This is a genomic window from Rhodococcus sp. NPDC003382 (assembly GCF_053589135.1).
Genome location: NZ_JBSFRH010000074.1, coordinates 1 through 25,824 on the forward strand (window position 1 = coordinate 1; position 25,824 = coordinate 25,824).

The window sequence follows — 25,824 nt, forward strand, 5'->3', positions numbered from 1 at the left end:
TTTTGTTTTTTTGGTTTTTAGTTGTTATATCTTGCCCGGGGGAGGGCGTGTGGTCACGGCGGCCGTCTTCCTCGCCCCCGCGGGGGGGGGCCCCCCCCCCCCCCCCCCCACCCCGGCTCGTGCTCTCGAATCCTCTGGTTTCACAACCCTCTTCCGGCAGCGCGGCTAACGTCGTGATCATGCCTGCGGATGTCACCGTCCCACCGGCCGTCTCCACGCGACTGCCCGCCGCGACCGCCGGGGGGCGACTCGCTTCTGTCCCCCACGTAACCGGAACGGTCCTGGGCGTATTCGCCGTACTGGTGGCCCTGTGGTCGATCTCGCCGACCCTGCGCTACTGGATCCACGTGCCGCGCGAGTACATCGACACCTACTACTTCGACGCACCGGACACCAGTCTCTCGTACGCGCTGGTCGTCGGTCTGCTCGCGGCGGCGCTGGCCGGACGAAAACGCATCGCCTGGTGGATCCTGACCGTCTACCTCATCGCCTTCACGATCGACAATGCCGTGGTCGCGGTGACCGACCGCAACCCGAACGCAGTCGTCGCACTCGTCGTGCATCTCGCCGTCGTCGCGATCCTCATCGCCGCATACCCGCAGTTCTACACGCGGGTCCGGCCCGGAGCGGTGTGGAAGGCACTCGCGGTGCTCGTCGGCGGACTCGCCCTCGGGACCCTGATCGGCTGGGGCCTGGTCGAACTGTTCCCCGGCTCGCTGCCGGGCGACGAACGACTGCTGTGGGCGTTCAACCGCGTGACCGCGCTGACCATCCTCGACAACGACCAGTTCAGCGGTCGCCCAAACGGTTTCGTCAACACCCTGCTGGGCCTGCTCGGCGCGCTGGCACTGCTGGCGGCGGTCGTCGTCCTGTTCCGCTCGCAACGCGCGGAGAACGCGCTCACCGGCAGCGACGAATCCGCGATCCGTGGTCTGCTCGACCGCGACGGGGACGATTCGCTCGGCTACTTCGCGACCCGGCGGGACAAGGCCGTGGTGTTCGCCCCGAGCGGGAAGGCCGCCGTCACCTATCGCGTCGAGGTCGGGGTGTGCCTGGCCAGCGGTGACCCCATCGGCAACCCCGAGGCCTGGCCGCACGCGATCGACGAATGGCTCGCCCTGGCCCGCGGCTACGGCTGGGCGCCGGCGGTGATGGGAGCGAGTCGAGCCGGAGCGACGGCATACAACCGAGCCGGGCTGTCGGTGCTCGAACTCGGCGACGAAGCGATCCTGCACACTTCGGAATTCACGCTCTCCGGCCGGGAAATGCGGCCCGTCCGCCAGGCCGTCGGCCGCGCGCGGAAACAGGGCGTGGCGGTGCGGATCCGGCGGCACCGCGATCTGACGGCGGACGAAATGGCCGAAGTGATCCGGCTGGCGGACGAGTGGCGCGACACCGAGACCGAACGCGGCTTCTCCATGGCGCTCGGCCGGCTCGGTGACCCCCTCGACGGCAACTGCCTGCTCGTCGAGGCGCACATCCACGGCGAGACCGTCGCGCTGCTGTCGCTGGTGCCGTGGGGCACCGACGGCATCTCGCTGGACCTGATGCGGCGCAACCCCTCCGCCCCGAACGGCGTGGTGGAGCTGATGGTGTCGGAACTGGCCACGCACGGCAACGAATTCGGTGTCACCCGAATCTCGTTGAACTTCGCGGTGTTCCGGTCGGTGTTCGAGGAAGGGTCGCAGATCGGGGCGGGTCCGATCCTGCGCCTGTGGCGGTCGATCCTGCTGTTCTTCTCCCGCTGGTGGCAGCTCGAGGCCCTGTACCGCTCCAACCTGAAGTACCGTCCGCAGTGGGCGCCCCGGTACCTGTGTTTCCGTGAGAACCGGGAGCTTCCCCGCGTGGGCATCGCCTCCGCGATCGCCGAGGGTTTCCTCACCGTCCCCAGCTTCCGGCGACAGAAGGCCGCGCACCACACCGGCACCCACGACCACGCCCCGGCCGCGCTCGCCGAATCCGGGACACTGCACGACGACGGCAGTGCCCCCACCACTGCCGCCGACGTCGCTGCTCCCCCGGTCGCCGCCGCGCCCGTCGGGCCCAGGCGCCCCGAGCAGGTCCGGGTGCGCATGGCGAAACTCGCGCCGCTGGCCGACGCGGGCATCGATCCGTATCCGGTGGCCGTGCGCCCCACCCACACCGCGGTCGCCGCCCACGACGCACCCGTCGGAACGGCGGTTCGCGTCGCGGGCCGGTTGCTGCGGATCCGCGACTTCGGCGGGGTGCTGTTCGCGGTGCTGCGGGACTGGTCGGGCGACGTCCAGCTCCTCGTCGAGCGGGGCGCCGTCGGCGGCCGCAGGTTCAGGTTCGACCTGGGCGACCTCGTCGAGGTCAGCGGGACGATGGGACGCAGCCGCAGCGGGGACGTCGCGCTGCTCGTCGACGACTGGCGCCTCGACGGCAAGTGCCTGCATCCGCTGCCCGACAAGTGGCGCGGGCTCGTCGACCCCGAGGCACGGGTGCGGCAGCGCTACGTCGACCTCGCGATCAATCCCGGCGCGCGGCGGCTGCTGACCGCGCGCAGTGCCGTCGTGCGGTCCCTGCGCGACCAACTCGCCGCGCGCGGCTACCTGGAGGTGGAGACCCCGATCCTGCAGTCGGTGCACGGCGGTGCCAACGCCGCGCCGTTCGTCACCCACATCAACGCCTACGACCTGGACCTGTATCTGCGGATCGCCCCGGAGCTGTATCTCAAGCGGTTGTGCGTCGCGGGCATGGAGAAGGTCTTCGAAATCGGCCGGGTGTTCCGCAACGAGGGCGCGGATTTCAAGCACAATCCCGAGTTCACGATCCTCGAGGCGTACGAGGCGCACAGCGACTACGAGCAGATGCGGGTGATGGCACGCGAGCTCGTCCAGCACGCCGCGGTCGCGGCGCACGGTCGCGAGATCCTGGTCCGGCCCGGTCCGGACGGGAAGCCGGTGGAGATCGACATCTCCGGAGAGTGGCCGGTGAAGACCTTCCACGGGGCGATCTCGGAGGCGCTCGGCGTCGAAATCGACGCGAGCACGCCGGTGGAGGAACTGCGACGGCTGTGCGACGACCGCGAGATCCCCTACAACCCGGCGTGGGACGCCGGCGCCACCGCGCAGGAGATGTACGAGCATCTCGTCGAGTCCCGCACCGAATTCCCGACCTTCTACACCGACTTCCCGACGTCGGTCTCGCCGTTGACCCGGCCGCACCCCACGAAGCCCGGAGTGGCCGCGAAATGGGATCTCGTCGCGTGGGGCATCGAACTGGGCACCGCCTACAGCGAGCTGACCGACCCGATCGATCAGCGGGCCCGGCTCACCGAACAGTCACTGCTCGCGGCGGGTGGCGACGAGGAGGCCATGGAGCTGGACGAGGACTTCCTCCAGGCACTCGAGCACGCGATGCCCCCGACCGGCGGGCTGGGCATGGGCGTGGACCGCATCGTCATGCTCATCACCGGCGGCAGCATCCGCGAATCGCTGGCCTTCCCGCTCGCCAAACCCCGCGGACGGTGATCGTCGGTTTCACGTGAAACACGGACCTCACCGAGCGATCGCTCGGCCCTCGTGGCACTGTGGCTGTGTGCAGTTGCTTCTGATTCGCCATGCTCTTCCCGTACACAGCCGGGTCACCGAAGGCCGCGCCGACCCGGCGCTCGCCGAAGAGGGACTGGTCCAGGCCGCCCGCCTCCCCGACGCCCTCGCGCCCTACCGCATCCGCCGGATCTTCAGCAGCCCGCAACGCCGGGCACTCGAAACCGCCGGCCCCCTCGCGGTCGAACGCGACCTCCCGGTCGAGCAGATCGTCGACCTCGCCGAGTACGACTACGACCTCGACCACTACATCCCGTTCGACGACGCCCGCCTGCTCGCACCCGCGGCCTTCGAACGGATCCGTGCGGGGCTGCTGCCCGAATTCGTCGACGAGGAAGCCTTCCGCGCCCGCGTCCTGCGCGGGGTGGACCGGATCGTCGGCGCGTGCGAACACGAGGACACGGTCGCGGTGTTCGCGCACGGGGGTGTCGTCAACGCCGTGCTCCAGGACATCCTCGGTCTCACGCGACCGCTCGAGTTCCCCCTCGAGTACACCTCGGTGACCCGGGTCCTGGTCTCCCGCAACGGAGCCCGCCGCGCGGCGTCGATCAACGAGACCGGACACGTGCGGGATCTGCTCCGGGTGTGAGCTGCTGTGACGGGCATCACTGTGCCAGAACGGGATTCTGCGAGGTCGCCGTAAGCGAACCTATAAATCGTATGTACAACAGGCATTGTCATCCTGTATAACGAGCACCTGACATGCCGAAGGGTGCGCCCACTGCCTACCCGAGACGCATCCCCCGGGGAAGGATGACGCAATCAATGGGGCAACGAAAGAGCCGCTCCCTCAGCCTGATGAACTGGCGCTTGTCGTACAAGCTCGCCGTCGTGCTCGCGATTCCTCTCCTCGCAGCCGTCGCGCTCGGTGCGCTGCGGGTGTCGACACAGCTCGACGAAGCACGCCGCTTCGAATCACTGTCCGACCAGGTCGCCGTGATCCCCGGCCTGTTCGACTTCTCCAACGTCGTCGTCAGCTCCTCCACTGCGGCGAGCCTCGGCCTCGCGACGGTCGGCATCACCCCCGAGCAGGTCACCGGGGCCATGTCGAACGTTCGGAACCTCGCAGCCGCCGGTGACTTCGATCCGAGAATCAGCGAGAAGCTGGGCGGGCTCCTCGAGGACGGTGAGACGCTCTACAACACGATCCAGGGCGGCACCATGGCCCCGGACGAGTTGAAGAAGCGCACGATCGACTTCCTGATCCGCTGTGAAGCGACTTTCCGCACGCTGCTCGACCTCACCGAGAACACCGAGGTCCTCACGGACGGCACGAACATGCTCACCGCGTGGAACTCGCAGCGGACCATGCTCGACCAGATGACCTCGCTCGCGGTCTTCGCCACCAACCCCGAGGCAGCGCGCCTCACCGCCCTCAATGCCCTCAACATCGAGGAGTCGACGCTCGGCCTGCTGCAGGGAACCTCGCTCGACACCGGCCAGGTCGAGACCATGCTCGCGAACGTGGCGCAGAAACGGGCGCTGATCACCGATTTCGTGCCCAGCCGCGAGGCCGGCGTGGAACTGCGCGACTCGATGGTCGCCGCGTACGTGCCGTACCAGGAGACCAACGCCGCAGCCACGGCCCGCATCACCGCCACCCTGGACCGGCTCACCTCCGACGCACGGACCGCGGCCATCCGCGACAGCATCATCGTCGCCGCGATCCTCGCGATCGCGCTCGCCGTCGCCCTGCTCGTGGCACGGACGCTGTCCGTCCCGATGCGCCGCCTGCGCGACGGCGTGCTCGGCGCCGCCAACCACGAACTGCCCGCCGCCATCGCCGCGGTCAAGGACGGCGCGGACGTCACCTCTGTGGAACTCGCACCGATCGATGTGCACACCGACGAGGAGTTCGGTCAGCTCGCCCGCGCCGTGGACTCGATGAACTCCGAGGCGCTGCGGCTCGCCGGTGAGCAGGCGCATCTGCGGCAGCAGATTTCCACGATGCTCGAAACCCTTGCGAGGCGGAACAAGACGCTCGTCGAGCAACAGCTGTCGCTCATCGACTCGCTCGAGTACGAGGAGAAGGACCCGGTCCGGCTGCAGAGCCTGTTCGCGCTCGACCACCTCGCCGCGCGCATGCGACGCACCGGCGACTCGCTGCTCGTGCTCTCCGGCACCCGTCCCCGTACCCGCAGCGCCCCCGCTCCGCTCGGCGACGTTCTGCGCGGTGCGGTCTCCCAGGTCGAGAACTACCAGCGGGTGCGGATCGGCAACACCCCGCACGGGTACCTCGTCGGCAGCGCGGTCTCCGACGTCGTCCACCTGCTGGCGGAACTCGTGGACAACGCGCTGCGGGCCTCTCCGCCGAACAGCACCGTCACGTTCGAGTTCTCCGCCGCGGTCGGTGGCGGTCTGCTGCTCGAGATCGCCGACTGCGGTATCGGCGCCTCCCCGGAGATCCTCAACGAGATCAATTCGCGTCTCGCCGCCGGTGACAGCGCCGAGATCCACGCACCGCGTCAGATGGGTCTGTTCGTGGTGGGTCGCCTCGCGGCCCGCAACGGCATCAGCGTGCGTCTGCGTCCGACCTTCGATTCGGAGACGAACGCGGGCATCACCGCGTCGATCTACTTCCCCGCGTCCCTGCTCACCGACGTGCAGCAGAGCACTCCCGAACCGATGGCGGAGCGCCCGCGACGCCTGCGGTCGCCGGACGAGCCTGCACGGCACGTCGATCAGGCCACCGCGTGGGCCCAGCAGCAGGCGGCACAGCATCAGCAACCGGCCCAGCATCAGCAGCCGATGCCGCCGGGGGCGCAGTGGCCGTCGCAGCCCGGAACGCAGCAGGACCAGTTCCGGAGCGGCCCGATGGACCTCGGGGCACCACCGCGATACGACGACAACCGCTGACGTCGGCGGGTCGCACCCGCCCCGAGCGTCGGTGAACGAAAGCACCGGCAGTCCACGCGACTGCCGGTGCTTTCGTCTTCCCTGCGGTCCTGATGCCCCTGTGGTCCGGAAACCGCGCAGCTTTCCGTCACGCCTGCCAAGATCCGCCGGCCACGGGAAGATGGACACATGACACCGCGTACGTCCCAGATCCGACGCTGGCGCAAAGGCGCGGCCCTGCACCTGCGCCTGCGTGATCTGACCGGGACTCTCGTCGTGGTCACGGGCGGCGGCAGCGGCATCGGCCGGGCCGCCGCGCAGGCGTTCTCGGCGGCCGGGGCGATCGTCGTCGTCGCCGACGTCGACCTCGACGCCGCGCGCGAGACCGTCGAACTCGTGAACACCCCGGACCCGCGGGCCGGGGGTGCCGCGGCGGTGTTCGGCGGCGGCGCCCACGCCTACCTCGTCGACGTGACCGACGAGGAGCAGGTCCAGGAGTTCGCCCGGAAGGTCCGTGAGCGTCACGGCGTGCCGGACATCCTCGTCAACAACGCCGGACTGGGCTTGATCGGATCGTTCGTCGACACGCCGCAGGAAGTGTTCGAGCACATCATGGACGTCAACTTCTGGGGCGTCGTCTACGGGAGCCGCGTGTTCGCGAAGCAGATGATCGAACGCGGCACCGGCGGGCACATCGTGAACGTGTCGTCCGCGGCGGCGTTCATGCCGCAGAAGCGCATCGCCGCGTATGCCACGAGCAAGGCTGCGGTGCTGATGCTCTCCGACTGTCTCCGCGCCGAACTGCTCGAATACGGCATCGGTGTGACCGCGGTGTGCCCGAGCCTGGTCTCGACGAACTTCAACCGCAGCATCGAGTTCGTCGAGCCCAACCCGGAAGTCCGGAAGGCACGGCGCTCGCGGACGTCCGCGATATACCGCAAACTCGGCGTCCCACCCGAGCGGGTCGCGAACGCCATGGTCGCGGCGGTCCGCCACAATCAGCCGATCGTGACGGTCGCACCGGAGGCCAAGGCCCGTAAGTGGATCAGCCGCCTCGCCCCGCGTGCGATGCGGGTCGGTTCGCGGTTCGAAATCGACTGAGGTGGTGTGCCTTTGTGGCGGTCGGAGCCGCCACAAAGGCACACGGGCGGCGGAGCCGCACTACGCCTTTTCTGCGAGCCAGTTCCGCAACCAGGTGGTCGCGGTCGTGCCGCGGCCGTCGACAACGTAGGTGCCGTAGTCCTGGTGCACCTGCGATTCGAAGAACCGGCGGATCTCGTCCTCACGCTCGTCGTTGGCCTCGGGGGTGATCTGCAACTGCAGGGTCGGGAGCCCGCCCGCGGACATGATGTCGTTGTACAGGCCCTCCGCCTGGCGCTGGTAGTCGCCGAAACGATCCGGGTTGCTGCCGGCCGCGACCGCGAGGAAACCCGCCAGGCGCGTGACGAAGTCGTCCTTCGGTGTCGAGCAGTACAGGTCGCCGACCGCGCAGATCGTCCGCACGTTCGGGGTCACGAATCCGAAGCCGCCGAGGCGGGCGCCTCCGGCACCGTTACCGGCGACCGGCGGGCCGACCAGGATGTCGGTTTCGGAACGTCGCGGATCCGAGAGCAACCCGACCGCGACGAGCCGGTGCGGCGGCACCACCCCGAGTCCCGTCCCGATCTCCGCGGCGAGATCGCCTGCGGCGTCGGCACCCTGGCTGTAGCCGACGAGAGCGAAGCGGGTGGAGGCGCACTGCGCGGCGGTCGCCGCGATCAGACCGCGCGCATTGTCGACGGCACGCTGACGGGACGCGGCGTACACGTCGCCTTCCCACGGGAACGCGGTCGCCGGATACTGCACGTAGTCGACACGCGTGCCCGGGGGCAGGCCGGTGGTGACGGCGGCGAGCATGCCGTTGCCGCGCGCCGGATCCGGAGTGCTGGACGTCTCCCACGTCCCCGGCACCGCGACGACGTTCAGCGTCGGACACCACCCCGGATCTGCTTGTGCCACAGGTCCTGTCATGACCGACGCCAGCACGGTTCCCACTGCTGCCGTCAGCATCGTCAACATTCGATTCAGCCTCAACGCGGCTCCCCCTGTCGACTCGTTCGCTGAGTTCGGGCCGATTGTCCCGACCCGACATGTCACGGCCGTGAACACGACGTGACCCGGAATGTCATTCGCGGATTACGGTTACCGGACCTCCTCCGATATTCGTGACGAACACGTTCCCGGTTCCGTAGTCGAGGGTGTTCCCCACGACGCTGCGGTCGACGACGCGGGCCTGGGCGCCCGCCCGGTGCACGACCGTGACGGCCGGGCCGAACAGGTTCGTGACATAGACGTTGCCGGTGATCGGGTCGGTCACGACCATGCCGGGCGGCGCGGGGATCTCCGCGGGCAGCGGCCCGTCGGCGGCGTTCCAGTCCGCAACCGTCACCGAGCCGGCGCCGATGTTCGTGACGAACACGCCACCGCGCCCGGCGTCGAGAATCAGTTCCGGAATCCCTTCGGGCGCAGGTTCGTGCACCGCGGCAGGGCCCGGGGCGATCCAGCGGCGGTTCACCGTCACCGCGCCCACACCCACGTTGGTGACCGCGACGTTGCCGACACCACCGTCGACCCGCATCTCGACCGGCGCCGCGGAAACGGTGGTGCGGCCGTCGACGCGTCCCACCGGTCGCGTCACCGAGACCGTGCCGGGTCCCAGGTTCGTGATGCACGCGTTACCGGCGCCGCCGTCGAGTCCGAGGAGGCGGAAGTCCTCGAATCGGGAGATCGGTGCGACCGGGTCGCCGCCGTCCACGACCACCGGTCCGCCGAGGTTCTGCACGCAATCGCCGGAGGTCGGATCGGCGGCGTCGGCCGAGGCGGGCGCACCGGTGACCACGGCCACGGCCGCCGCACCGAGCAGGGTCACCGCACCCGACAGTGACCGCTTCGTGATCCTGTGCCTCTCGGTCATGCGCTCGAGGATAACGGCCCGGTGACCGAACGGCCTGCAAAACGATCAGGGCGCGTCCCCGGGATTCCCGGGTACGCGCCCTGATCGGCGAGTTGCTACCTCAGCGCTGCGGCATCGTGCTGGTGGTGATCGGTGCGGGAAGCGCCGTTGCTCCCTCGAGGTACCGATCGACCGCCGCCGCGCAGGAGCGGCCCTCTGCGATGGCCCAGACGATCAGGGACTGACCGCGGCCCATGTCGCCGGCGACGAACACGCCGTCGACGTTGGTGGACCACTCGGTCGAGCGGGCGACGTTGCCGCGCTCGTTGAAGTCCACCCCGAGATCGGTGAGCAGGCCCGGCTTCTCCGGGCCGACGAAGCCCATCGCGAGAAGAACCAGGTCGGCCTCGAGCTCGAAATCCGTGCCTTCGACCTTCTCGAAGCGCCCGGCGACCATCTTCACCTCGTGCGCCTTGAGGGCCGTGACCTTGCCGTCGACACCGACGAATTCCTCGGTGTTGACGGAGAACACGCGCTCGCCGCCCTCCTCGTGCGCGGACGACACCCGGTACATCAGCGGGTAGGTCGGCCACGGCGTCGATTCGGCGCGCTGCTCCGGCGGACGCGGCATGATCTCGAACTGGTGCACGCTTACCGCGCCCTGGCGGTGCGAGGTGCCCAGGCAGTCGGCGCCGGTGTCGCCACCGCCGATGATGACGACCTTCTTGCCCTTCGCGTTGATGGGCGGCAGGCCGTTCGCGTCGGTGATCGCGTCGCCGAGCTGCACCCGGTTCGCCTGCGGCAGGAACTCCATCGCCTGATGGATGCCGTCGAGTTCGCGACCCGGGATCGGCAGGTCGCGGGCGACGGTGGAGCCGCCGGCGAGGACCACCGCGTCGAACTGCTCGCGCAGATCGTCGGCGCTGATGTCCACGCCCACGTTCACGCCCGGCTTGAAGATGGTGCCCTCGGCCTCCATCTGCGCCAGACGGCGGTCGATGAAGCGCTTCTCCATCTTGAATTCCGGGATGCCGTAGCGGAGGAGGCCGCCGATGCGGTCCTCGCGCTCGAACACCGTCACGGTGTGGCCGGCGCGGGTGAGCTGCTGCGCTGCAGCCAGACCCGCGGGACCGGAACCGACGACCGCGACCTTCTTGCCGGTCAGCTTCGACGGCGGAACGGGGACGACGCGGTTGTCCTCGAACGCCTTCTCGATGAGCTCGACCTCGACCTGCTTGATGGTCACCGGGTCCTGGTTGATGCCCAGGACGCACGACGCCTCGCAGGGGGCCGGGCACAGCCGCCCGGTGAATTCCGGGAAGTTGTTGGTGGCGTGCAGACGCTCGATGCCGTCGTTCCACTTGCCCTTGTACACCAGGTCGTTCCACTCGGGAATCAGGTTCCCGAGAGGACAACCGTTGTGGCAGAAGGGAATACCGCAGTCCATGCAGCGGCTCGCCTGGACCTGGAGGGTGTCACGAGAGAAAGGCTCGTACACCTCCTTCCAGTCGAGGAGCCGCAGCGGAACCGGCCGGCGAACCGGCGTTTCACGCGAACCGTGCTTGAGGAAGCCGCTTGGATCACCCACGAGCCGCCTCCATGATCGCCTCGTCAACGTTCGCACCACGAATGGTGGCGTCCTTGATTGCCATGAGTACCTTCTTGTAATCGCGAGGCATGGCCTTCGCGAAATGGCTGACCTGCTGCGACCAGTCGGCCAGGATGCGGGCTGCGACCTCGGAGCCCGTCTCGTCACGATGCCGCTCGATGACACCCTTGAGCCAGGCGAAGTCCTCGCCCTCGAGGTCTTCGAGATCGACAAGTTCTGTATTGAGGTTGTCCTCGAAATCGCGATCGGGGTTGTACACGAACGCGACACCGCCGGACATACCCGCACCGAAGTTGCGGCCCGTCTTGCCGAGGATGACGACCTTACCGCCGGTCATGTACTCGCAGCCGTGGTCGCCGACGCCTTCGACGACGGCCGTGGCACCCGAGTTGCGGACCGCGAACCGCTCGCCCGCGATACCGCGGATGAGCACCTCGCCACCGGTGGCACCGAACAGGATGACGTTGCCGGCGACGATGTTGTCCTCGGCGACGAATCCCGGTGCGGCGGTGTGCGGCGGGCGCACGATGATGCGGCCACCCGACAGGCCCTTGCCGACGAAGTCGTTGGCATCGCCGAACAGCCGGAGCGTGATGCCCTTGGGCACGAACGCACCGAAGCTGTTACCGGCCGAACCGGTGAGGGTGATGTCGATCGTGTTGTCCGGCAGGCCCTCTCCGCCGTACACCTTGGTGACCTCGTGGCCGAGCATGGTGCCGACGGTGCGGTTGACGTTGGTCACCTGCGTCTCGATGACGACCTTCTCGCCGCTCTCCAGCGCGGGCTGCGCCTTGGCGATCAGCTCGTTGTCGAGCGCCTTGTCCAGAGCGTGGTCCTGCTGCTTGGTGCAGTGCAGGTCCTGCTCCGGGAAGATCGGCGAGGTGACCTTGGTCAGCAGCGGCGACAGGTCCAGCTTCGACGCCCGGTAGTGCTCGACGGCCTTCGTGGTGTCGAGGAACTCGACCTGGCCGATCGCCTCGTCGAGAGTGCGAAAGCCCAGCTCGGCGAGCAGCTCACGCACCTCCTCGGCGATGAAGAGCATGAAGTTCTCGACGAACTCCGGCTTGCCGGTGAATCGCTTGCGCAGCACCGGGTTCTGCGTCGCCACACCGACGGGGCAGGTGTCGAGATGGCACACGCGCATCATGATGCAGCCGGACACCACCAGCGGAGCGGTCGCGAAACCGAACTCCTCACCACCGAGCAGCGCCGCGATCATCACGTCACGGCCGGTCTTCATCTGGCCGTCGACCTGCACGACGATGCGGTCGCGCAGACCGTTGAGCATCAGCGTCTGCTGGGTCTCGGCCAGGCCGATCTCCCACGGCGCACCCGCGTGCTTGAGCGAGGTCAGCGGGGAGGCACCGGTGCCGCCGTCGTGACCGGAGATGAGCACCACGTCGGCATGCGCCTTGGAGACACCCGCGGCGACGGTGCCGACACCGAGCTCGGACACCAGCTTCACGTGGATCCGGGCCTTCGGGTTGGCGTTCTTCAGGTCGTGGATCAGCTGCGCGAGATCCTCGATCGAGTAGATGTCGTGGTGCGGCGGCGGCGAGATCAGGCCGACGCCCGGCGTCGAACCGCGCACCTCGGCGACCCACGGGTACACCTTGTGCGGCGGAAGCTGGCCGCCCTCACCGGGCTTGGCACCCTGCGCCATCTTGATCTGGATGTCGGTGCAGTTGGTCAGGTAGTGCGCGGTGACACCGAAGCGACCGGACGCGACCTGCTTGATGGCGGAGCGCCGCCAGTCGCCGTTCTCGTCCGGCGTGAAGCGCGCCGGATCCTCGCCGCCCTCACCGGAGTTGGAGCGGGCGCCGAGACGGTTCATGGCGATCGCGAGGGTCTCGTGGGCCTCGGCGGAGATGGAGCCGTAGCTCATCGCGCCGGTCGAGAACCGCTTGACGATCTCGGCGGCCGATTCGACCTCCTCGATCGGCACCGCCGGGCGCAGGCCCTTGCGGAACTCGAACAGGCCGCGCAGCGACGCCAGCTGCTTCGACTGGTCGTCGACGAGCCGGGTGTACTCCTTGAAGATCGAGTACTGGCCGGTGCGGGTGGCGTGCTGGAGCTTGAACACCGTGTCCGGGTTGAACAGGTGGTACTCGCCCTCGCGGCGCCACTGGTACTCGCCGCCGACCTCGAGCTCACGATGCGCGTGCTCGGACGGGCGATCCAGGAACGCGGCAGCATGCCGGACCGCGACGTCGTGTGCGATCTCGTCGAGGCCGACACCGCCGAGCTGCGACTGCAGGCCGGTGAAGTACTCGTCGACGAGTTCCTGGGACAGGCCGATCACCTGGAACAGCTGCGCACCGGTGTAGGACGCGAGCGTGGAGATGCCCATCTTGGACATCACCTTCAGCACACCCTTCGAGGCGGCCTTGATGTAGTTCTTGATCGCCTTCTCGAGGGTCATGCCCTCGGGCAGGTCACCGTTCTGCAGCAGCTCGTCGATCGTCTCGAACGCCATGTACGGGTTGACCACGGCGGCACCGAAACCGCACAGCGCGGCGATGTGGTGCACCTCGCGGGCGTCGCCGGCCTCGACGAGCAGGCCCGCCTGGGTGCGGGTCTTCTCGCGGACGAGGTGGTGGTGCACCGCGGAGGTGAGCAGCAGCGACGGGATCGGGGCCATCGTCTCGTCGGACTCGCGGTCCGAGAGCACGATCAGGCGGGCACCGCCCGCGATCGCCTCCGACACCTGGCTGCGGATCGAGTCGAGCGCGGCCTTCAGGCCCTCGCCGCCGTCGGCGACCTTGTAGAGGCCGCGGATGATGACGCTGTTGAAGCCCGGGAACTGCCCGTCGTCGTTGACGTGGATGAGCTTCTGCAGGTCGTCGTTGTCGATCACGGGTGCGGACACCAGGATCTGACGGCACGAGTCGGCGGTCGGGTTCAGCAGGTCGCCCTCGGGGCCGAGCATGCCGCCGAGGCTCGTGACGATCTCCTCGCGGATGGCGTCGAGCGGCGGGTTGGTCACCTGGGCGAACAGCTGCTGGAAGAAGTCGAACAGCATCCGCGGACGCGACGACAGCACCGCGATCGGGGTGTCGGTGCCCATCGAGCCGAGGGCTTCGCCACCGGTGGCGGCCATCGGCTTGACGAGGAGGTTGACCTCTTCGTTGGTGTAGCCGAAGACCTGCTGACGCAGCACGACACGCTCGTGCGACATGTAGGTGTACTTGCTCGGCGGCAGATCCTCGAGCCGGGCGATGCCCTGGTCGATCCACTCCTGGTAGGGGTGCTCGGACGCGAGCTCGTCCTTGATCTCGTTGTCGTCGATGATGCGACCCTGCGCGGTGTCGACGAGGAACATGCGGCCCGGCTGCATGCGCATCTTGCGCACGACCTTCTCCGGCGCGATGTCGAGCACGCCGACCTCGGAGGCCATGACGACGAGGCCGTCGTCGGTGACCCACACGCGGGACGGACGCAGGCCGTTGCGGTCGAGCACGGCGCCGACGACGGTGCCGTCGGTGAAGCACACCGACGCCGGGCCGTCCCACGGCTCCATGAGCGCCGAGTGGTACTCGTAGAACGCCTTGCGCTTCGGATCCATGCTCTCGTGGCGTTCCCACGCCTCGGGGATCATCATGAGCACGGCGTGCGGGAGGCTGCGGCCGCCGAGGTGCAGCATCTCGAGCACCTCGTCGAAACGCGCGGTGTCGGACGCGCCTTCGGTGCAGATCGGGAAGATCTTGTCGAGCTTGTCCCGGCCACCGAAGATCTCGGACTCGATGAGCGCCTCGCGGGCACGCATCCAGTTCGCGTTGCCCGTGACGGTGTTGATCTCACCGTTGTGCGCGACGCGGCGGAACGGATGCGCCAGCGGCCACGACGGGAACGTGTTGGTGGAGAAGCGCGAGTGCACCAGGCCCAGGGCCGACTCGACACGCTCGTCCTGCAGGTCGAGGTAGAAGCCCTCGAGCTGCGGGGTGGTGAGCATGCCTTTGTAGACGAACGTCGACGGCGACAGGCTCGGGAAGTACACGGTCTCGCTGCCGGGACCGTCCTCGCCGGGACCCTCGTTGCCGAGTTCGTGCTCGGTGCGCTTGCGCACGACGTAGGCGCGGCGCTCGAGCTCGAGCCCGGTGAGGGTGCGGGCGCCGGAGGCGATGAAGATCTGCCGGAACGTCGGCATGGCGGACTTGGCCATCGAGCCCAGGTCCGAGTCGTCGACGGGGACCTCGCGCCAGCCGAGGACCTCGAGGCCCTCCTCCGCGACGATCTTGTCGACGGCCGCCTGCGCGGCGTCGGCTGCAGCAGCGTCCTGGGGCAGGAACGCGATACCGGTCGCGTACGCACCGGCTTCGGGCAGCTCGAAGTCGACGACTTCACGGAAGTACCGGTCCGGGACCTGGATGAGAATGCCGGCACCGTCGCCGGTATTCGTTTCCGCGCCCGCGGCGCCGCGGTGCTCCAGGTTCACGAGCGCGGTGATCGCCTTGGAGACGATGTCACGGCTCTTACGGCCGTGCATATCGACGACGAAAGCGACGCCGCAGGAGTCGTGCTCGTTCGCCGGGTGGTAGAGCCCTTGAGGCCCGGGAAGATGCTTCATACCTAGCCTTCGTTGCATGTGATAGCACCGACGACCAGCAGCGCTGATGGCCATCTACTTGCTCTGAGCAAGTACCGACACGAGGTGGATCGGCACCGATAACCGTCAGTATCCGCCCTTCCGCGACGATGCGGGTGCCTTTTTTTCGGCAGCTCGGGCCCTGGAACTTCCGGCCGGTGGGGACGTTGTGCGTCCACCGTCTCGGACAGACGATATGTCAACAATGCGGGTGTAATGCAAGGAAGGCTGACCTACCTATCCCCTGAGCTGCGGTGATGTTTCGTTAACACGGCCGTAGCGCGGCGGTGACACGACGAAACGGAGCAGAACCACCGCTCACAACAGCGACCCGAGCACCCGGCGGATGCCCTCGCGCGGGTCGGAGTCGTCGTCCGATGTGAGCCGATGCAGGATCACCCCGTCGAGATAGTCCATGAGCACCCGCGCGAACAGCTCGGCGTCGTCGGTCCCGACTCCCAACGCCGTGAGCATGCCCGTTCCCCAGGCCCGCAGTTCGTCGCGCCGCAGCTGCACCGCCGCGCGCAACTCCGCGACCGAGGCCGCCTCGACGAACAGCGCGTAGCGGGCCCGGGTGCGCACCACGTCGGGTCCGGTCGCGGTGAGCACGTAGCCGACCAGCAGCTCCAGGAGTTCGTCGGCGGTCCGCGGCGCCGGCCCGACCAACGCGGCCGCGTCGGCACGGTCGCGGTCGACGAGCCGGTCGAGCACGCCTTCGAGCAGTGCGCGCCGGGTGCGGAAGTAATTGGACGTCGAGCCGGCCGGGACACCCGCGGTCGCGTCCACACCCCGGTGGGTCAGGCCGCGCATCCCTTCCCTGCCGAGCAGGTCGATCGCCGCGTCGAGGACGGTGCTGCGTTTGTCGGACACGCCGTGACATTACACCCCGGCACTACAACAGTAGTGACAGGGCACTACAGGCGTAGTACGGTCGGGCCATGACCACTCCGAGAAGCGGGAAAGCAGCGGTACTGGGCGGCGGCATCGGCGGTCTCACCGCCGCGAACACCCTCCTGCGCCACGGCTGGCACGTCGACGTGTTCGAACGCTCCGCCGCGCTACCGGAAACCGGCACCGCGCTGGGGCTGTGGCCCGAGGCCCTCGACGCCCTGGAGACCGCGGGCCTCGGCGGCGCCGCGGAGTCGCAGGGTGTGCTGCAGACGTCGGGGACGTTCCGCCGGTGGGACGGACGGGTCATCGCGCGGTTCGAGGGGATCCGCCGACCCGCGGTGCTGCTCTCGCGTCCGGCCCTGCTCGGTCTCCTCGCGGGCGGCGTTCCGTCCGGAACGATCCGTTTCGGCCGGCCGGCGCCCGCACCCGGCGACCTCACCGGCTACGACGTCGTGATCGCCGCGGACGGCATCGGCAGTCCCACCCGCGACCTTCTGTTCGGGGACGCATACCGGCCCGTGTACACCGGGCTGACCGCGTGGCGCGGCTGGGTGGCCGGTACCACCGACGACACGAGCGAAAGCTGGGGGCCGGGCGCGCTCTTCGGCATCACCCCGCGCGACGGCGACCTCACCAACTGGTTCGCCGCCGTCCGCGCCCCTGCCGGATCCACCGGTGGCCTCGACGACGTGCGCGAGCGTTACCGGCACTGGCATCCCGCGGTGCGCGACGTGCTCGACCGCGTCGAGCCGGGCACGGTGCTCCATCACGACCTGTACGAGTCGCCGAGGCTGCCGTCCTACGTGCGCGGCACCGTCGCACTGATCGGCGACGCCGCACACGCCATGGCACCGAACCTGGGACGCGGCGCGTGCGAGGCGATGGTCGACGGAGCCACGCTCGCGACCCTGCTCACCCGGCATCCGGTGCCGGACGCGCTCCGCCGCTACGACCGCGAGCGTCGCCGCCGCACCCAGCGGCTGGTGACGGCCTCGCACCTTGTGAGCCGGATCGGCACCGCGCACCGCGCGACCGGCATCCGCGACGCGATCCTCGCCGGTGCGGCGCGGTTCGCCTGAGGAGCCCCCGGACGACCGCCGAAAAAATCCGGCCGGCGCGCGGAACCATTCGGTTCGCCGATGCGTCCAATCCCCCCGAGTAATCCAACTGCGATGTCGGGAGGGGTCGAATGGACAGATCGAAGTCCACACCAGCGCGCCGGGGGCGGTCGCTCCGCCGGATGACGGGCTGCGCGACGCTCGCGGTGGGCGCATCCCTGATGGGGGTGTCCTGCTCGGGTGGCGAACCCGGGGACGCGGCACCGGCCGAGGCGGCCGAGCAGTATCGGCCGCCCGAGCAGATCCAGGGCGCGACCGTCGTGTGGTCGGCAGAGCCCGGCGTCTACCTGCAGGACGAATACGGCAAGCTCGTGCGCGCCGCCGAGGAAGCCAGGTTCGTCGCCCGCTACGTGGGCATCGAGAACTCCTATCCCGGATTCGCGGCAGCACTCGATCCCGCCTCCGCGGGCATGATCACACCGCTGCCGGACCGGCAGCCCGTCGGGACGCTCCGCGCGCACGTCCTGTCCATCACACCGACCGGCGCCGGTTTCGAGGCTGCCGTGTGCACGGAGCGGTCCGAGCTCGCGGAGAAGTGGCCCGACGGGCGATATCACTTCACGAAGACGCCGGAGATCGAGGCCGTCGTCCGGTTCGCGCGAACCGCGTCGCCCGCGGAAGCCATCGAACCGGCGGCGGCGGACGCGGCGGCGGATTCGAAACAGACGTCGAGCCAACGACAATGGCAGTCCCCCGCGACCGATCTGTTCACCGGATCCGGATGGACCGTCGACTTCGCCGCCGACCCGGCCGGCACCCGGGAGCGGTGCCAGGCGTGGGGTCGCAGCATCCAGACGGAGAGAACCGACACCGACACCAGCGCCACTCCCCCGCGTGTGTTGCCGGCCCTCCCCGGGTGGTGACCCGAACGAGCAGCCTCCGTGTTCCCCCGAAATCGGCCGCGCCGTGCCGGATGCGCCCGTAGCCTTCCGGCATGGCCCCGGAAACCGAGAGACACGGTGAAATCGAGGGACGCGACGGAATCGAGGGACACGGCGGCGATCTCGCCGCGGCGGTGGCCCACGCCCATGGTGTCCGGACGATGTTCACCCTGTCCGGCGCACACGTGTTCCCGCTGTACGACGCCGTCGTCAAGGGCGAGTCGCCGATGCGGCTGATCGATGTCCGACACGAGCAGACCGCGGTGTTCGCCGCGGAGGCCACCGGGAAACTCGAACGCCACCCCGGGCTCGCGGTCCTCACCGCGGGCCCGGGAGTCACGAACGGCATCAGCGCCGTCACCCAGGCGCACTTCTCCGGATCGCCCCTGGTGGTGCTCGGCGGACGCGCACCCAACGCCCGCTGGGGAACGGGCAGCCTGCAGGAACTCGACCAGCCGCCGCTGCTGCACACCGTCACGAAGCTGTCCGAGACCGCGCGCACCGTCGACCGGATCGTCCCGACCGTGGACGCCGCATTCACCGCGGCCGGTTCGTCGCATCGCGGACCGGCGTTCGTCGATTTCCCCATGGACGAACTGTTCAGCCGCACTACGACGAAAATAGCTTCGCCCCAACATGTTCGGCTCGATCCCGACCCCGATTCGCTGGCCGAGATCGCCGTCCTGCTGGCCGCCGCGTCACGACCGCTCGTGGTGTTCGGCACCGACGTGTGGGCGGACGGAGCCGAGGCGGCCGCGCTGCGGTTCGTCGAGGAACTCCAGGTCCCCGCCATCACCAACGGCATGGGTCGCGGCACGGTCCCCGGCGGGCACCCGCTGCTGGTGACGAAGGCGCGCGGGACCGCCGTCGGCACCTGCGATCTGGCGATCGTCGTCGGAACGCCGTTGGATTTCCGGCTCGGTTACGGCCGCTTCGGGGGTCGGGACGGGGCACCCGACGCGCAGGTCGTTCACATCGCCGACAGCCCGGGGCAGGTGTCGGCGCACGCGAGCCTCGCGGGCTCGGCGTCCGGCGACCTCACCTCGTGCCTGGACGGAATCCTCGCCGCACTGCCCGCCCGGCCCCACACCGACGACTGGGTGAACCTGCTGCGCAGCGAGGTCGACGCGGCGACGGCCCGGGATGCGGTGTTGCTCGGCGCAGATTCCGACCCGATCCACCCGGCCCGCGTCTACGGCGAGCTGCTGCCGCGACTGGCCGACGACGCGGTCGTCATCGGCGACGGCGGCGACTTCGTCTCGTTCGCAGGCAAATTCGTCGAGCCGAAGCGGCCCGGCCAGTGGCTCGATCCGGGCCCGTACGGGTGCCTCGGCGCCGGCCTGGGCGCGGCGATCGCCGCGCGCATCGCGCGCCCGTCGAGCCAGGTGGTCCTGTTGCTCGGCGACGGCGCCGCCGGCCTGTCGCTGATGGACGTCGACACACTCGTCCGGCACAAGCTGCCGGTGGTGATCGTCGTCGGCAACAACTCGGCGTGGGGGCTGGAGAAGGGACCCATGCGGTTGCTGTACGGCTACGACGTCGCCGCAGATCTGGCGCCGGAGACCCGGTACGACGAGGTGGCGACGGCACTCGGTGCGGTCGGTGAACTGGTCCGTGACCCACGGCAGATCGGGCCGGCGCTGGATCGGGGTTTCGCGGCGGACGTTCCGTATCTGATCAACGTGCTGACCGACGTCGAGGCCGCGTATCCGCGTGCGACAACGGGGATCTGACGAAAAATACCACTCAAATAACAACTGACCGCAGCGATTGATTCAGCTGCGGTCAGCGGTATCGATACGGTAACAGGTGCCCTCCCGACGACGGAACCTGATGACCCGTGAAGTGAGTCACACCTAAGTTTGTGGGCTCGGCTTCCGGGTACGGCCTACCGGATTCCCTCCCAGAGCACGCGCATGTCGGCGCCCGGATCCTCCAGCTGCCCGGACTCCGCGCCGAAACACATCACCGTGCGGGACTCGCCGTACGGACTCCAGCCGGGCCCGCCCGTGCTCACGAACGACACCCACGCCCGGTGCATGTCGTCGGCCAGCACCTGCGGCGGATGCGGTCCGGTGAGCCGCTGGGCGCCGTCGGCCGCGAGGTTGTCGAACGTGAAACCGAGCTCTAGCGCATGGGTCGCCCCCAACCGGCCCTCGAACAGGCTCGACGGCCACTCGAACCGATACACGTAGGTGGACAGGAGCTGCACCGTGCGTGCCTCCGCGACACGCAGCGCCGGGATGAGGAACATCCAGTCACCGAGGACCGCGGTCATCAACTGACCCGGCGTCGCATCCGGCCGCGACTCCCGGTAGGCGGCGAGGGCGGCCTCCACGTCGAGTCCGTACGCGCCCACCATCATCCGCAGCACGTTCTCGTCGATGCCCTGATCGACACCACCCGGCACGAGGAACAGGCTGTACTCGTCGGCGTTCGTTCCGATCAGGACATCGACGTCGGACGACGCGCCGGCCACGATCCGGTCGATCGGCCGCCCGGGCAGCACCGCCCCGTCGACATACGGTTCGAACGGCATCGAGTCGGCGGCCACCTCGCCCCACTGCTGCGGGTCGGGCTCGGCGAGGATCCGGCGGGCCAGCGCCTCCTGCGCCTCCACCAGGTCGGCGGGGTCGATGCCCGCGAAGCCGTCGTGGGTCGGTTCGACCCCCAGGTCCTCCGCGAGCGCCGCGGAGATCCGCTTGGCCGTGGCAAGGGACATCGCGGAGTGCCCCGCGCCGCTCTGCGCGATCGCGCGCCGGAACAGGCCCTCGGCATCCGGCATCGCCACCAGCGACATCACGCTCATCGCCCCCGCCGACTCGCCGGCGACGGTCACCAGGTCCGGGTTGCCACCGAAGGCGGCGATGTTCTCGCGCACCCAGCGCAGCGCCGCGACCTGATCGAGCAGACCCCGGTTCGCCGGAGCGCCCTCGAGGTACGCGAAGCCTTCGGCGCCGAGCCGGTAGTTGATCGACACGAACACCACACCGTCGCGCGCGAACGCACCGCCGTCGTAGAGCGGCACCGCGCTGCTGCCGTGGACGAATGCACCACCATGGATCCACACGAGCACCGGCAACGACATTTCGAGGTCGGGCGTCCAGATGTTGAGGGTGAGGATGTCCTCGCCCGGAATCGAGACCTCCGACAGCAGCCGGTCCAGCGGCGGACGGTAGGGCGGTTTCGGCGCGGTCGGACCGAACTCGAACGCGTCCCGCACCCCGTCCCAGGGCTGTGCGGGTGCGGGCGCCGCGAACCGCAGATCGCCGAACGGCGGGGCCGCGTAGGGGATCCCCTTGAACACGGAAATTCCGCTGCTGGTCGTCCCACGCACCCGCCCCAGCGTTGTCTCGACGATGGGCTCCATCCGTGGCTCCTCGCGACCGTTTCGGTTTGGCGACGTCATCTTTGCATCCCGACCGGCACGGGGTCGGGAAAACGTCGGGGCGACCCGAAGATTCGCTCGAGGCGCCGCAACATCAGGACCGTGACGAACGGCAGCACCACCAGACTCGCATAGATCGACAAGCCCAGCACCCCCACGAGACACAGGCGCAGCGTGCTCAGGTGGTCGAGATTCGTGAGTTCCTCGCTCGCAATGCCGGTCGCAGGCACGAACAGGAACAGCACCCCGGCCGCCGACAGCCACCGATAGCGATGCCCGGTGGCGGCCAGCAGACCGCCGGGAACCATTGCAGCCGCATAGAGCAGCACGATGAACAGCGACCCGCCCCACGAGAAGCCCGGCTCTCCCCCGACCGCAAGAGTGGCCGCACGCATCAGGATTCGTGACACGACACCGACCAGCACCCCGGCTGCCAGAGCCGACGACAATCCCACGATCAGCGCACGCACCATGCGTCCCCCCCAGACCTACGACGAGCGCTCATGCTAACCGGACACCGGAATTCGCGCGCGGCTTAGCACTTCCCGGCGACCGAAGCGTCAGGGGACCCGCTCGGGTTCCCGCGGCACGGTGAACACCCGATCGACGACGGGCCGCAACACGACGATCGCCGTCGTCACGATCAGGACCCCGAGAGCGAAGCCGGACAGCACGTCGTGCGCGTAGTGCACGCCCACCATGAGACGGGAGAAACCGAGGAGTACAGCGACGGGCGCCGCGAACCAGAAGATGCGGGGTACCGCGAGAATGCAGGCGGTCGCGAGGGACGCGGCGATCACCGAATGGTTCGACGGCCACGACCAGTCCCCGATCGCAGGGCACTCGAGGACCGTGGTCACGTTCGACGCCCGGCACGGACGGGGTTCGGTGATGACCAGTTTCACGGCCTCACTGGTCAGGTACGCGACGACCGCACCGGCTCCGCCGGCGACGAGCGTCCCGAAGGCCCGGCGATCACGCTGCCACGTCCGGACGGCCAGGACCGCGAACGTCGCGACCAGGACGAGGGGTCCCTTCTCCGCGACGACGGCGGCGAGCGGTGCGAGGGGTGAGGGCCCGATCGTGCCGGCGACCGCGCGATAGACGGAGTCCCTGAGCGGGACGGCGACAAGGGCGAGGAGGGCCAGGGAGACGGCCGTCGCAAGCGCAGCGGCGAGTGTCGACCGGGTGACGTGTGCAGGTCCGGGCGGTGAACCCTCCTCGAAATTCATGACACGACGCTACCGAGTCCCTGCACGGGTCGCAGAAGCCCGGCCGGTGGGTCCCGGGCCGTGCCAGGTCAGAAGCTCAGGTCGTCGCCACCCGGCCCGGGGTCGAGCGTGGGGTCGTGATCACCCGGATCGAGGCCGTCGTGGTCGAGGTCTTCGACGACGGTCCAGCCGTAGTCGCCGTGCGGACCGAGCGGGTCCGTGTCGGTGTCGTCGCCGAGCAGAATCGAGTCGGCGCCGAGGTCGTCGTCACCGATGTTGTCGATGTCGTCGTCGGGAATCAGATCGAGGCCGATTTCCGGAGTGTCCGGATCCGTGGCGATCTCGAGGATGCGATCCCACAACTCCTCCAGCAACACGGGGATCGTGTCGTTGCGATCCAGGCCGAGCATCTCCCACAACGACGGATCCTGTTTCCCGGTCATCGCTCCCCCCTTTCCCGATGCCACACGTGACCCCGCTGTGCAGGGTCCGCACGGACACCCTGGTGCAGTCGTACGGATGAACGCGGTCGCATTCACGTCTCGGGTTCGATGCGCGGGACATCCGGAATGTTCCCGACCGTTGCGAAACAATCCGACCGCCAAGATCCCTGAGGTGATCCGCGTCACATTCCCGACTGTGTCGACCCGGTGCCAGCTGCGGTTTCCCCACCCGAACGCGGTCGCGGCGAAAAAGTCGGCGCTGCACCGGAACCTTCCCGCGGCCCGCTCCCTCTTATCTGCAGCACCCGACGAGCGAAAGGCAGCACCGACATGGCGAACCGCGAATCCTTCTCCGACGTCATCGGCTCGAGCACCGCGAGCCGCCAGGACTCGCAGTCCACGACGAGCGACCGCTCGGACTCCTCCTACGGCAACAACTCGTCCTTCGACAGCGACGCCTCCTACGGCTCGTCCTCGGCCGCTCAGGAAGGCTCGACCAGCTACGAGTCCTATGAGCGGTACGAGCGGTACGAGACCTCCGGCTCCTCCAGCTCGGACTCGTCCTACGGTTCCTCGGCGGCCTCCGGCTCGGATTCCTCCTACGGAAACCGCTCGTCCGCCTCCGATTCGTCCGACAGCGCGTCGTCGGCCTCCGCCTCGAACAGCAACGCGGTCAGCACGGGCTCCACCTCGACCGACAGCCTCGGCGCCGGCCGGCCGGTCCTGCTCGACGAGTTCACCGATCCCGACGGCGCCCTCGTCCAGGAGTACGACACCGACGGTGACGGCATCGCCGACACCGGACTCGTCGACCTCGACGCCGACGGCACCGTCGATCTGATCGGGATGGACACCGACGGCGACGGCCTCGTCGACGCCAACGCCGTCGACATCGACGGTGACGGTACCTTCGACGAAGCCGTCTTCGACCTGGACGCAGACGGTGCGGTCGACGCGACGGTGGACCTGCACACCGGCGCGGTCGACTTCGACGGGGACGGAGTCGCCGACGACTACGTCGACACCAGCGCGTTCGATTCCGGTGCGTCCTCGGGCGGGGACCACTCCGACCTGGTCTGACACACCCCGACCCATCCGAATCCGAGGAGTTCCCCGTGGCCGCTTCGACCGATCCGTTCGGCGTGGACCTGTCCGCACTCGACACCGCATCCGGCGCCGGAAGCTCTTCCGTCCCGGCCGATTCCGATCCGATCCCGGCAGTACCGCCGTCGGCCTCGCTGGGGTCCCTGGCCGAGGGACTGCGGACGCAACCCGGAACGGCCGCAACGGAATCCGAACCATCTGCACCTCCGCTGGATTCGCTGACCGACCAGCTGCGCTCGCCCGAGTCCCTCCCCGGATCCGAACCTGCTGCGCCGCAACCGAGCTCCGTTCCGGTGCCGTCCCCGGACTCGCCGAACGCGCAGGATCGGATCCACACCGGCTACGGCACGGTCGACGCACCGCGGGACGGCGAGCTGTCGTCGACCACAGTCACCCCGGACGGTGTCGTGCAGACCGCGAACGACCTGAACGGTGACGGCGTCGTGGAATCGGTCGAGGTCGAGCTCGCCGACGGAAACCGGGTGGTATACGGGGACACCGATCTCGACGGGTCGTTCGACACGGTCCGCTACGAGACCGCCGATTTCCGGACGTACCAGGTGGAGAGCGACACCGACGGCGACGGGCAGATCGACACCGTCGTCACGTTCGACGAGGAGTACAACGCGACGGTCTCCGTCGACAGCGACGGTGACGGTATGGCCGACGAGAGCTACACGTCCGCTGACGGCATCGTCGATCCGGCCTGAGCCGATCCGACCCGAGTGCAAAGGGGCACACACCATGGTGACCGGTGAGAACATCGACGATCTCATCGCGGCGGCGGATGTGGCCGCCGACGATCGGGAACGTGGCGTAGTGGTCGAGCGTCTGGCCGCGCTCGGCGTCGAACGTCTCGATGCGCCACCCGGCATTGCGTTCGATCCGACGCTGCATCGCGCGGTCTCGCTCGTCCCGGCGTCCTCACCGGCCGACGAGAACACGATCGACGCGACGGTGCGACCCGGGTGGCGCCTCGGGCCGGACATCCTGCGGTTCGTCGAGGTGGCTGTGAAGGTTCCGCCGTCGCGCTGCGCGCAGCAGCGATAAGCGGCGGGCGACAACCGATCCTGCGGACGACATCCGGCGCGCTATAGGCTCCGCACCGTTGTCGCGCCGGCAGGGCGTGGCAGATCAGAACTCCGAGAGGGAAAGCGAAAGATGAGTTGGGTCCTGGCGGTCGACTTCGGCACCTCCAACACCTCCGCCGCACACCGCATCGGCCCGGACCGGGTCGAATCCCTGCCGCTGACCC

At 68.8% G+C, this 25,824-nt stretch carries 20 protein-coding genes; 11 read left to right on the plus strand and 9 right to left on the minus strand.

The genetic code is table 11. The features are described from left to right. Positions 1-179 precede the first annotated feature (179 nt). The 4 genes from lysX to ACWDUD_RS29325 all read left to right on the plus strand — a co-directional run bounded on the left by lysX (position 180) and on the right by ACWDUD_RS29325 (position 7,508). Entirely contained in the window at positions 180-3,494 is a 3,315-nt protein-coding gene (gene lysX, locus ACWDUD_RS29310) for a bifunctional lysylphosphatidylglycerol synthetase/lysine--tRNA ligase LysX (protein ID WP_450111613.1), read from the plus strand. Positions 3,495-3,561: 67 nt separating this feature from the next. Next, the gene (locus ACWDUD_RS29315; RefSeq protein WP_450111614.1) at positions 3,562-4,161 is read left to right on the plus strand and encodes a histidine phosphatase family protein; all 600 of its coding nucleotides are present in this window, start codon (positions 3,562-3,564) and stop codon (positions 4,159-4,161) included. A gap of 176 nt (positions 4,162-4,337) precedes the next feature. Continuing rightward, entirely contained in the window at positions 4,338-6,428 is a 2,091-nt protein-coding gene (locus ACWDUD_RS29320) for a sensor histidine kinase (protein ID WP_450111615.1), read from the plus strand. Between the two features lie 168 nt (positions 6,429-6,596). Then, entirely contained in the window at positions 6,597-7,508 is a 912-nt protein-coding gene (locus ACWDUD_RS29325) for an SDR family NAD(P)-dependent oxidoreductase (RefSeq protein WP_197252334.1), read from the plus strand. A 60-nt stretch (positions 7,509-7,568) separates the two neighbouring features. Here the strand turns inward: ACWDUD_RS29325 and ACWDUD_RS29330 are convergent, their stop codons facing one another. Further along, on the minus strand, positions 7,569-8,417 hold the full coding sequence (locus tag ACWDUD_RS29330) for a cutinase family protein (RefSeq protein ID WP_197252333.1): 849 nt from the start codon (positions 8,415-8,417) through the stop codon (positions 7,569-7,571). Between ACWDUD_RS29330 and ACWDUD_RS29335 the strand changes: the two genes are divergently transcribed. Beyond that, positions 8,416-8,562: a hypothetical protein gene (locus ACWDUD_RS29335; RefSeq protein ID WP_197252332.1), complete on the plus strand. Its 147-nt coding sequence runs from the start codon at positions 8,416-8,418 to the stop codon at positions 8,560-8,562. The two genes, ACWDUD_RS29330 and ACWDUD_RS29335, sit on opposite strands and share 2 nt — an antisense overlap. A gap of 9 nt (positions 8,563-8,571) precedes the next feature. On the opposite strand, the gene ACWDUD_RS29340 is transcribed toward ACWDUD_RS29335, so the two are convergent. From ACWDUD_RS29340 to ACWDUD_RS29355, 4 genes are all read right to left on the minus strand, one after another. Beyond that, positions 8,572-9,360, minus strand: a complete 789-nt coding sequence (locus tag ACWDUD_RS29340) for a YncE family protein (protein ID WP_197252331.1) — start codon at positions 9,358-9,360, stop codon at positions 8,572-8,574. A 100-nt stretch (positions 9,361-9,460) separates the two neighbouring features. After that, complete coding sequence (locus ACWDUD_RS29345; RefSeq protein WP_450111616.1) at positions 9,461-10,927, minus strand: glutamate synthase subunit beta; 1,467 nt, start codon at positions 10,925-10,927, stop codon at positions 9,461-9,463. Beyond that, the gene (gene gltB, locus ACWDUD_RS29350; protein ID WP_450111617.1) at positions 10,920-15,515 is read right to left on the minus strand and encodes a glutamate synthase large subunit; all 4,596 of its coding nucleotides are present in this window, start codon (positions 15,513-15,515) and stop codon (positions 10,920-10,922) included. Before gltB ends, ACWDUD_RS29345 begins: the two co-directional genes overlap by 8 nt. Before the next feature lie 336 nt (positions 15,516-15,851). Next, on the minus strand, positions 15,852-16,403 hold the full coding sequence (locus ACWDUD_RS29355) for a TetR/AcrR family transcriptional regulator (protein WP_450111618.1): 552 nt from the start codon (positions 16,401-16,403) through the stop codon (positions 15,852-15,854). A 68-nt stretch (positions 16,404-16,471) separates the two neighbouring features. Here ACWDUD_RS29355 and ACWDUD_RS29360 point away from each other — a divergent pair, with 68 nt between their 5' ends. The 3 genes from ACWDUD_RS29360 (at position 16,472) to ACWDUD_RS29370 (ending at position 20,156) form a co-directional block, all read left to right on the plus strand. Next, positions 16,472-17,503, plus strand: a complete 1,032-nt coding sequence (locus ACWDUD_RS29360) for an FAD-dependent monooxygenase (protein ID WP_450111619.1) — start codon at positions 16,472-16,474, stop codon at positions 17,501-17,503. A gap of 110 nt (positions 17,504-17,613) precedes the next feature. Then, entirely contained in the window at positions 17,614-18,405 is a 792-nt protein-coding gene (locus ACWDUD_RS29365) for a hypothetical protein (RefSeq protein WP_248675572.1), read from the plus strand. A gap of 71 nt (positions 18,406-18,476) precedes the next feature. Further along, a complete protein-coding gene (locus ACWDUD_RS29370; protein ID WP_248675573.1) occupies positions 18,477-20,156 on the plus strand; it encodes an acetolactate synthase in 1,680 nt (559 codons plus the stop codon). A 155-nt stretch (positions 20,157-20,311) separates the two neighbouring features. Here the strand turns inward: ACWDUD_RS29370 and ACWDUD_RS29375 are convergent, their stop codons facing one another. The 4 genes from ACWDUD_RS29375 to ACWDUD_RS29390 all read right to left on the minus strand — a co-directional run bounded on the left by ACWDUD_RS29375 (position 20,312) and on the right by ACWDUD_RS29390 (position 23,465). Continuing rightward, the gene (locus tag ACWDUD_RS29375; RefSeq protein ID WP_450111620.1) at positions 20,312-21,793 is read right to left on the minus strand and encodes a carboxylesterase/lipase family protein; all 1,482 of its coding nucleotides are present in this window, start codon (positions 21,791-21,793) and stop codon (positions 20,312-20,314) included. 35 nt (positions 21,794-21,828) lie between these two features. Then, the gene (locus tag ACWDUD_RS29380) at positions 21,829-22,284 is read right to left on the minus strand and encodes a hypothetical protein (protein WP_197257727.1); all 456 of its coding nucleotides are present in this window, start codon (positions 22,282-22,284) and stop codon (positions 21,829-21,831) included. Between the two features lie 87 nt (positions 22,285-22,371). Further along, positions 22,372-23,043 (minus strand): phosphatase PAP2 family protein, encoded by a 672-nt coding sequence (locus tag ACWDUD_RS29385; RefSeq protein ID WP_197257729.1) that lies wholly within the window; start codon positions 23,041-23,043, stop codon positions 22,372-22,374. Between the two features lie 68 nt (positions 23,044-23,111). Continuing rightward, on the minus strand, positions 23,112-23,465 hold the full coding sequence (locus ACWDUD_RS29390; protein ID WP_248675576.1) for a hypothetical protein: 354 nt from the start codon (positions 23,463-23,465) through the stop codon (positions 23,112-23,114). A 330-nt stretch (positions 23,466-23,795) separates the two neighbouring features. Here ACWDUD_RS29390 and ACWDUD_RS29395 point away from each other — a divergent pair, with 330 nt between their 5' ends. From ACWDUD_RS29395 to ACWDUD_RS29405, 3 genes are read left to right on the plus strand one after another with little or no spacing between them, the layout of a single operon-like run. Beyond that, positions 23,796-24,545, plus strand: a complete 750-nt coding sequence (locus ACWDUD_RS29395; protein ID WP_450111621.1) for a hypothetical protein — start codon at positions 23,796-23,798, stop codon at positions 24,543-24,545. 35 nt (positions 24,546-24,580) lie between these two features. Beyond that, positions 24,581-25,279 carry a hypothetical protein gene (locus ACWDUD_RS29400; protein ID WP_450111622.1) on the plus strand — a complete coding sequence of 233 codons (699 nt, stop codon included), beginning with the start codon at positions 24,581-24,583 and terminating at the stop codon, positions 25,277-25,279. A gap of 34 nt (positions 25,280-25,313) precedes the next feature. Beyond that, positions 25,314-25,619 (plus strand): nucleotide exchange factor GrpE, encoded by a 306-nt coding sequence (locus tag ACWDUD_RS29405; protein ID WP_450111623.1) that lies wholly within the window; start codon positions 25,314-25,316, stop codon positions 25,617-25,619. The last annotated feature ends 205 nt before the right edge of the window (positions 25,620-25,824 follow it).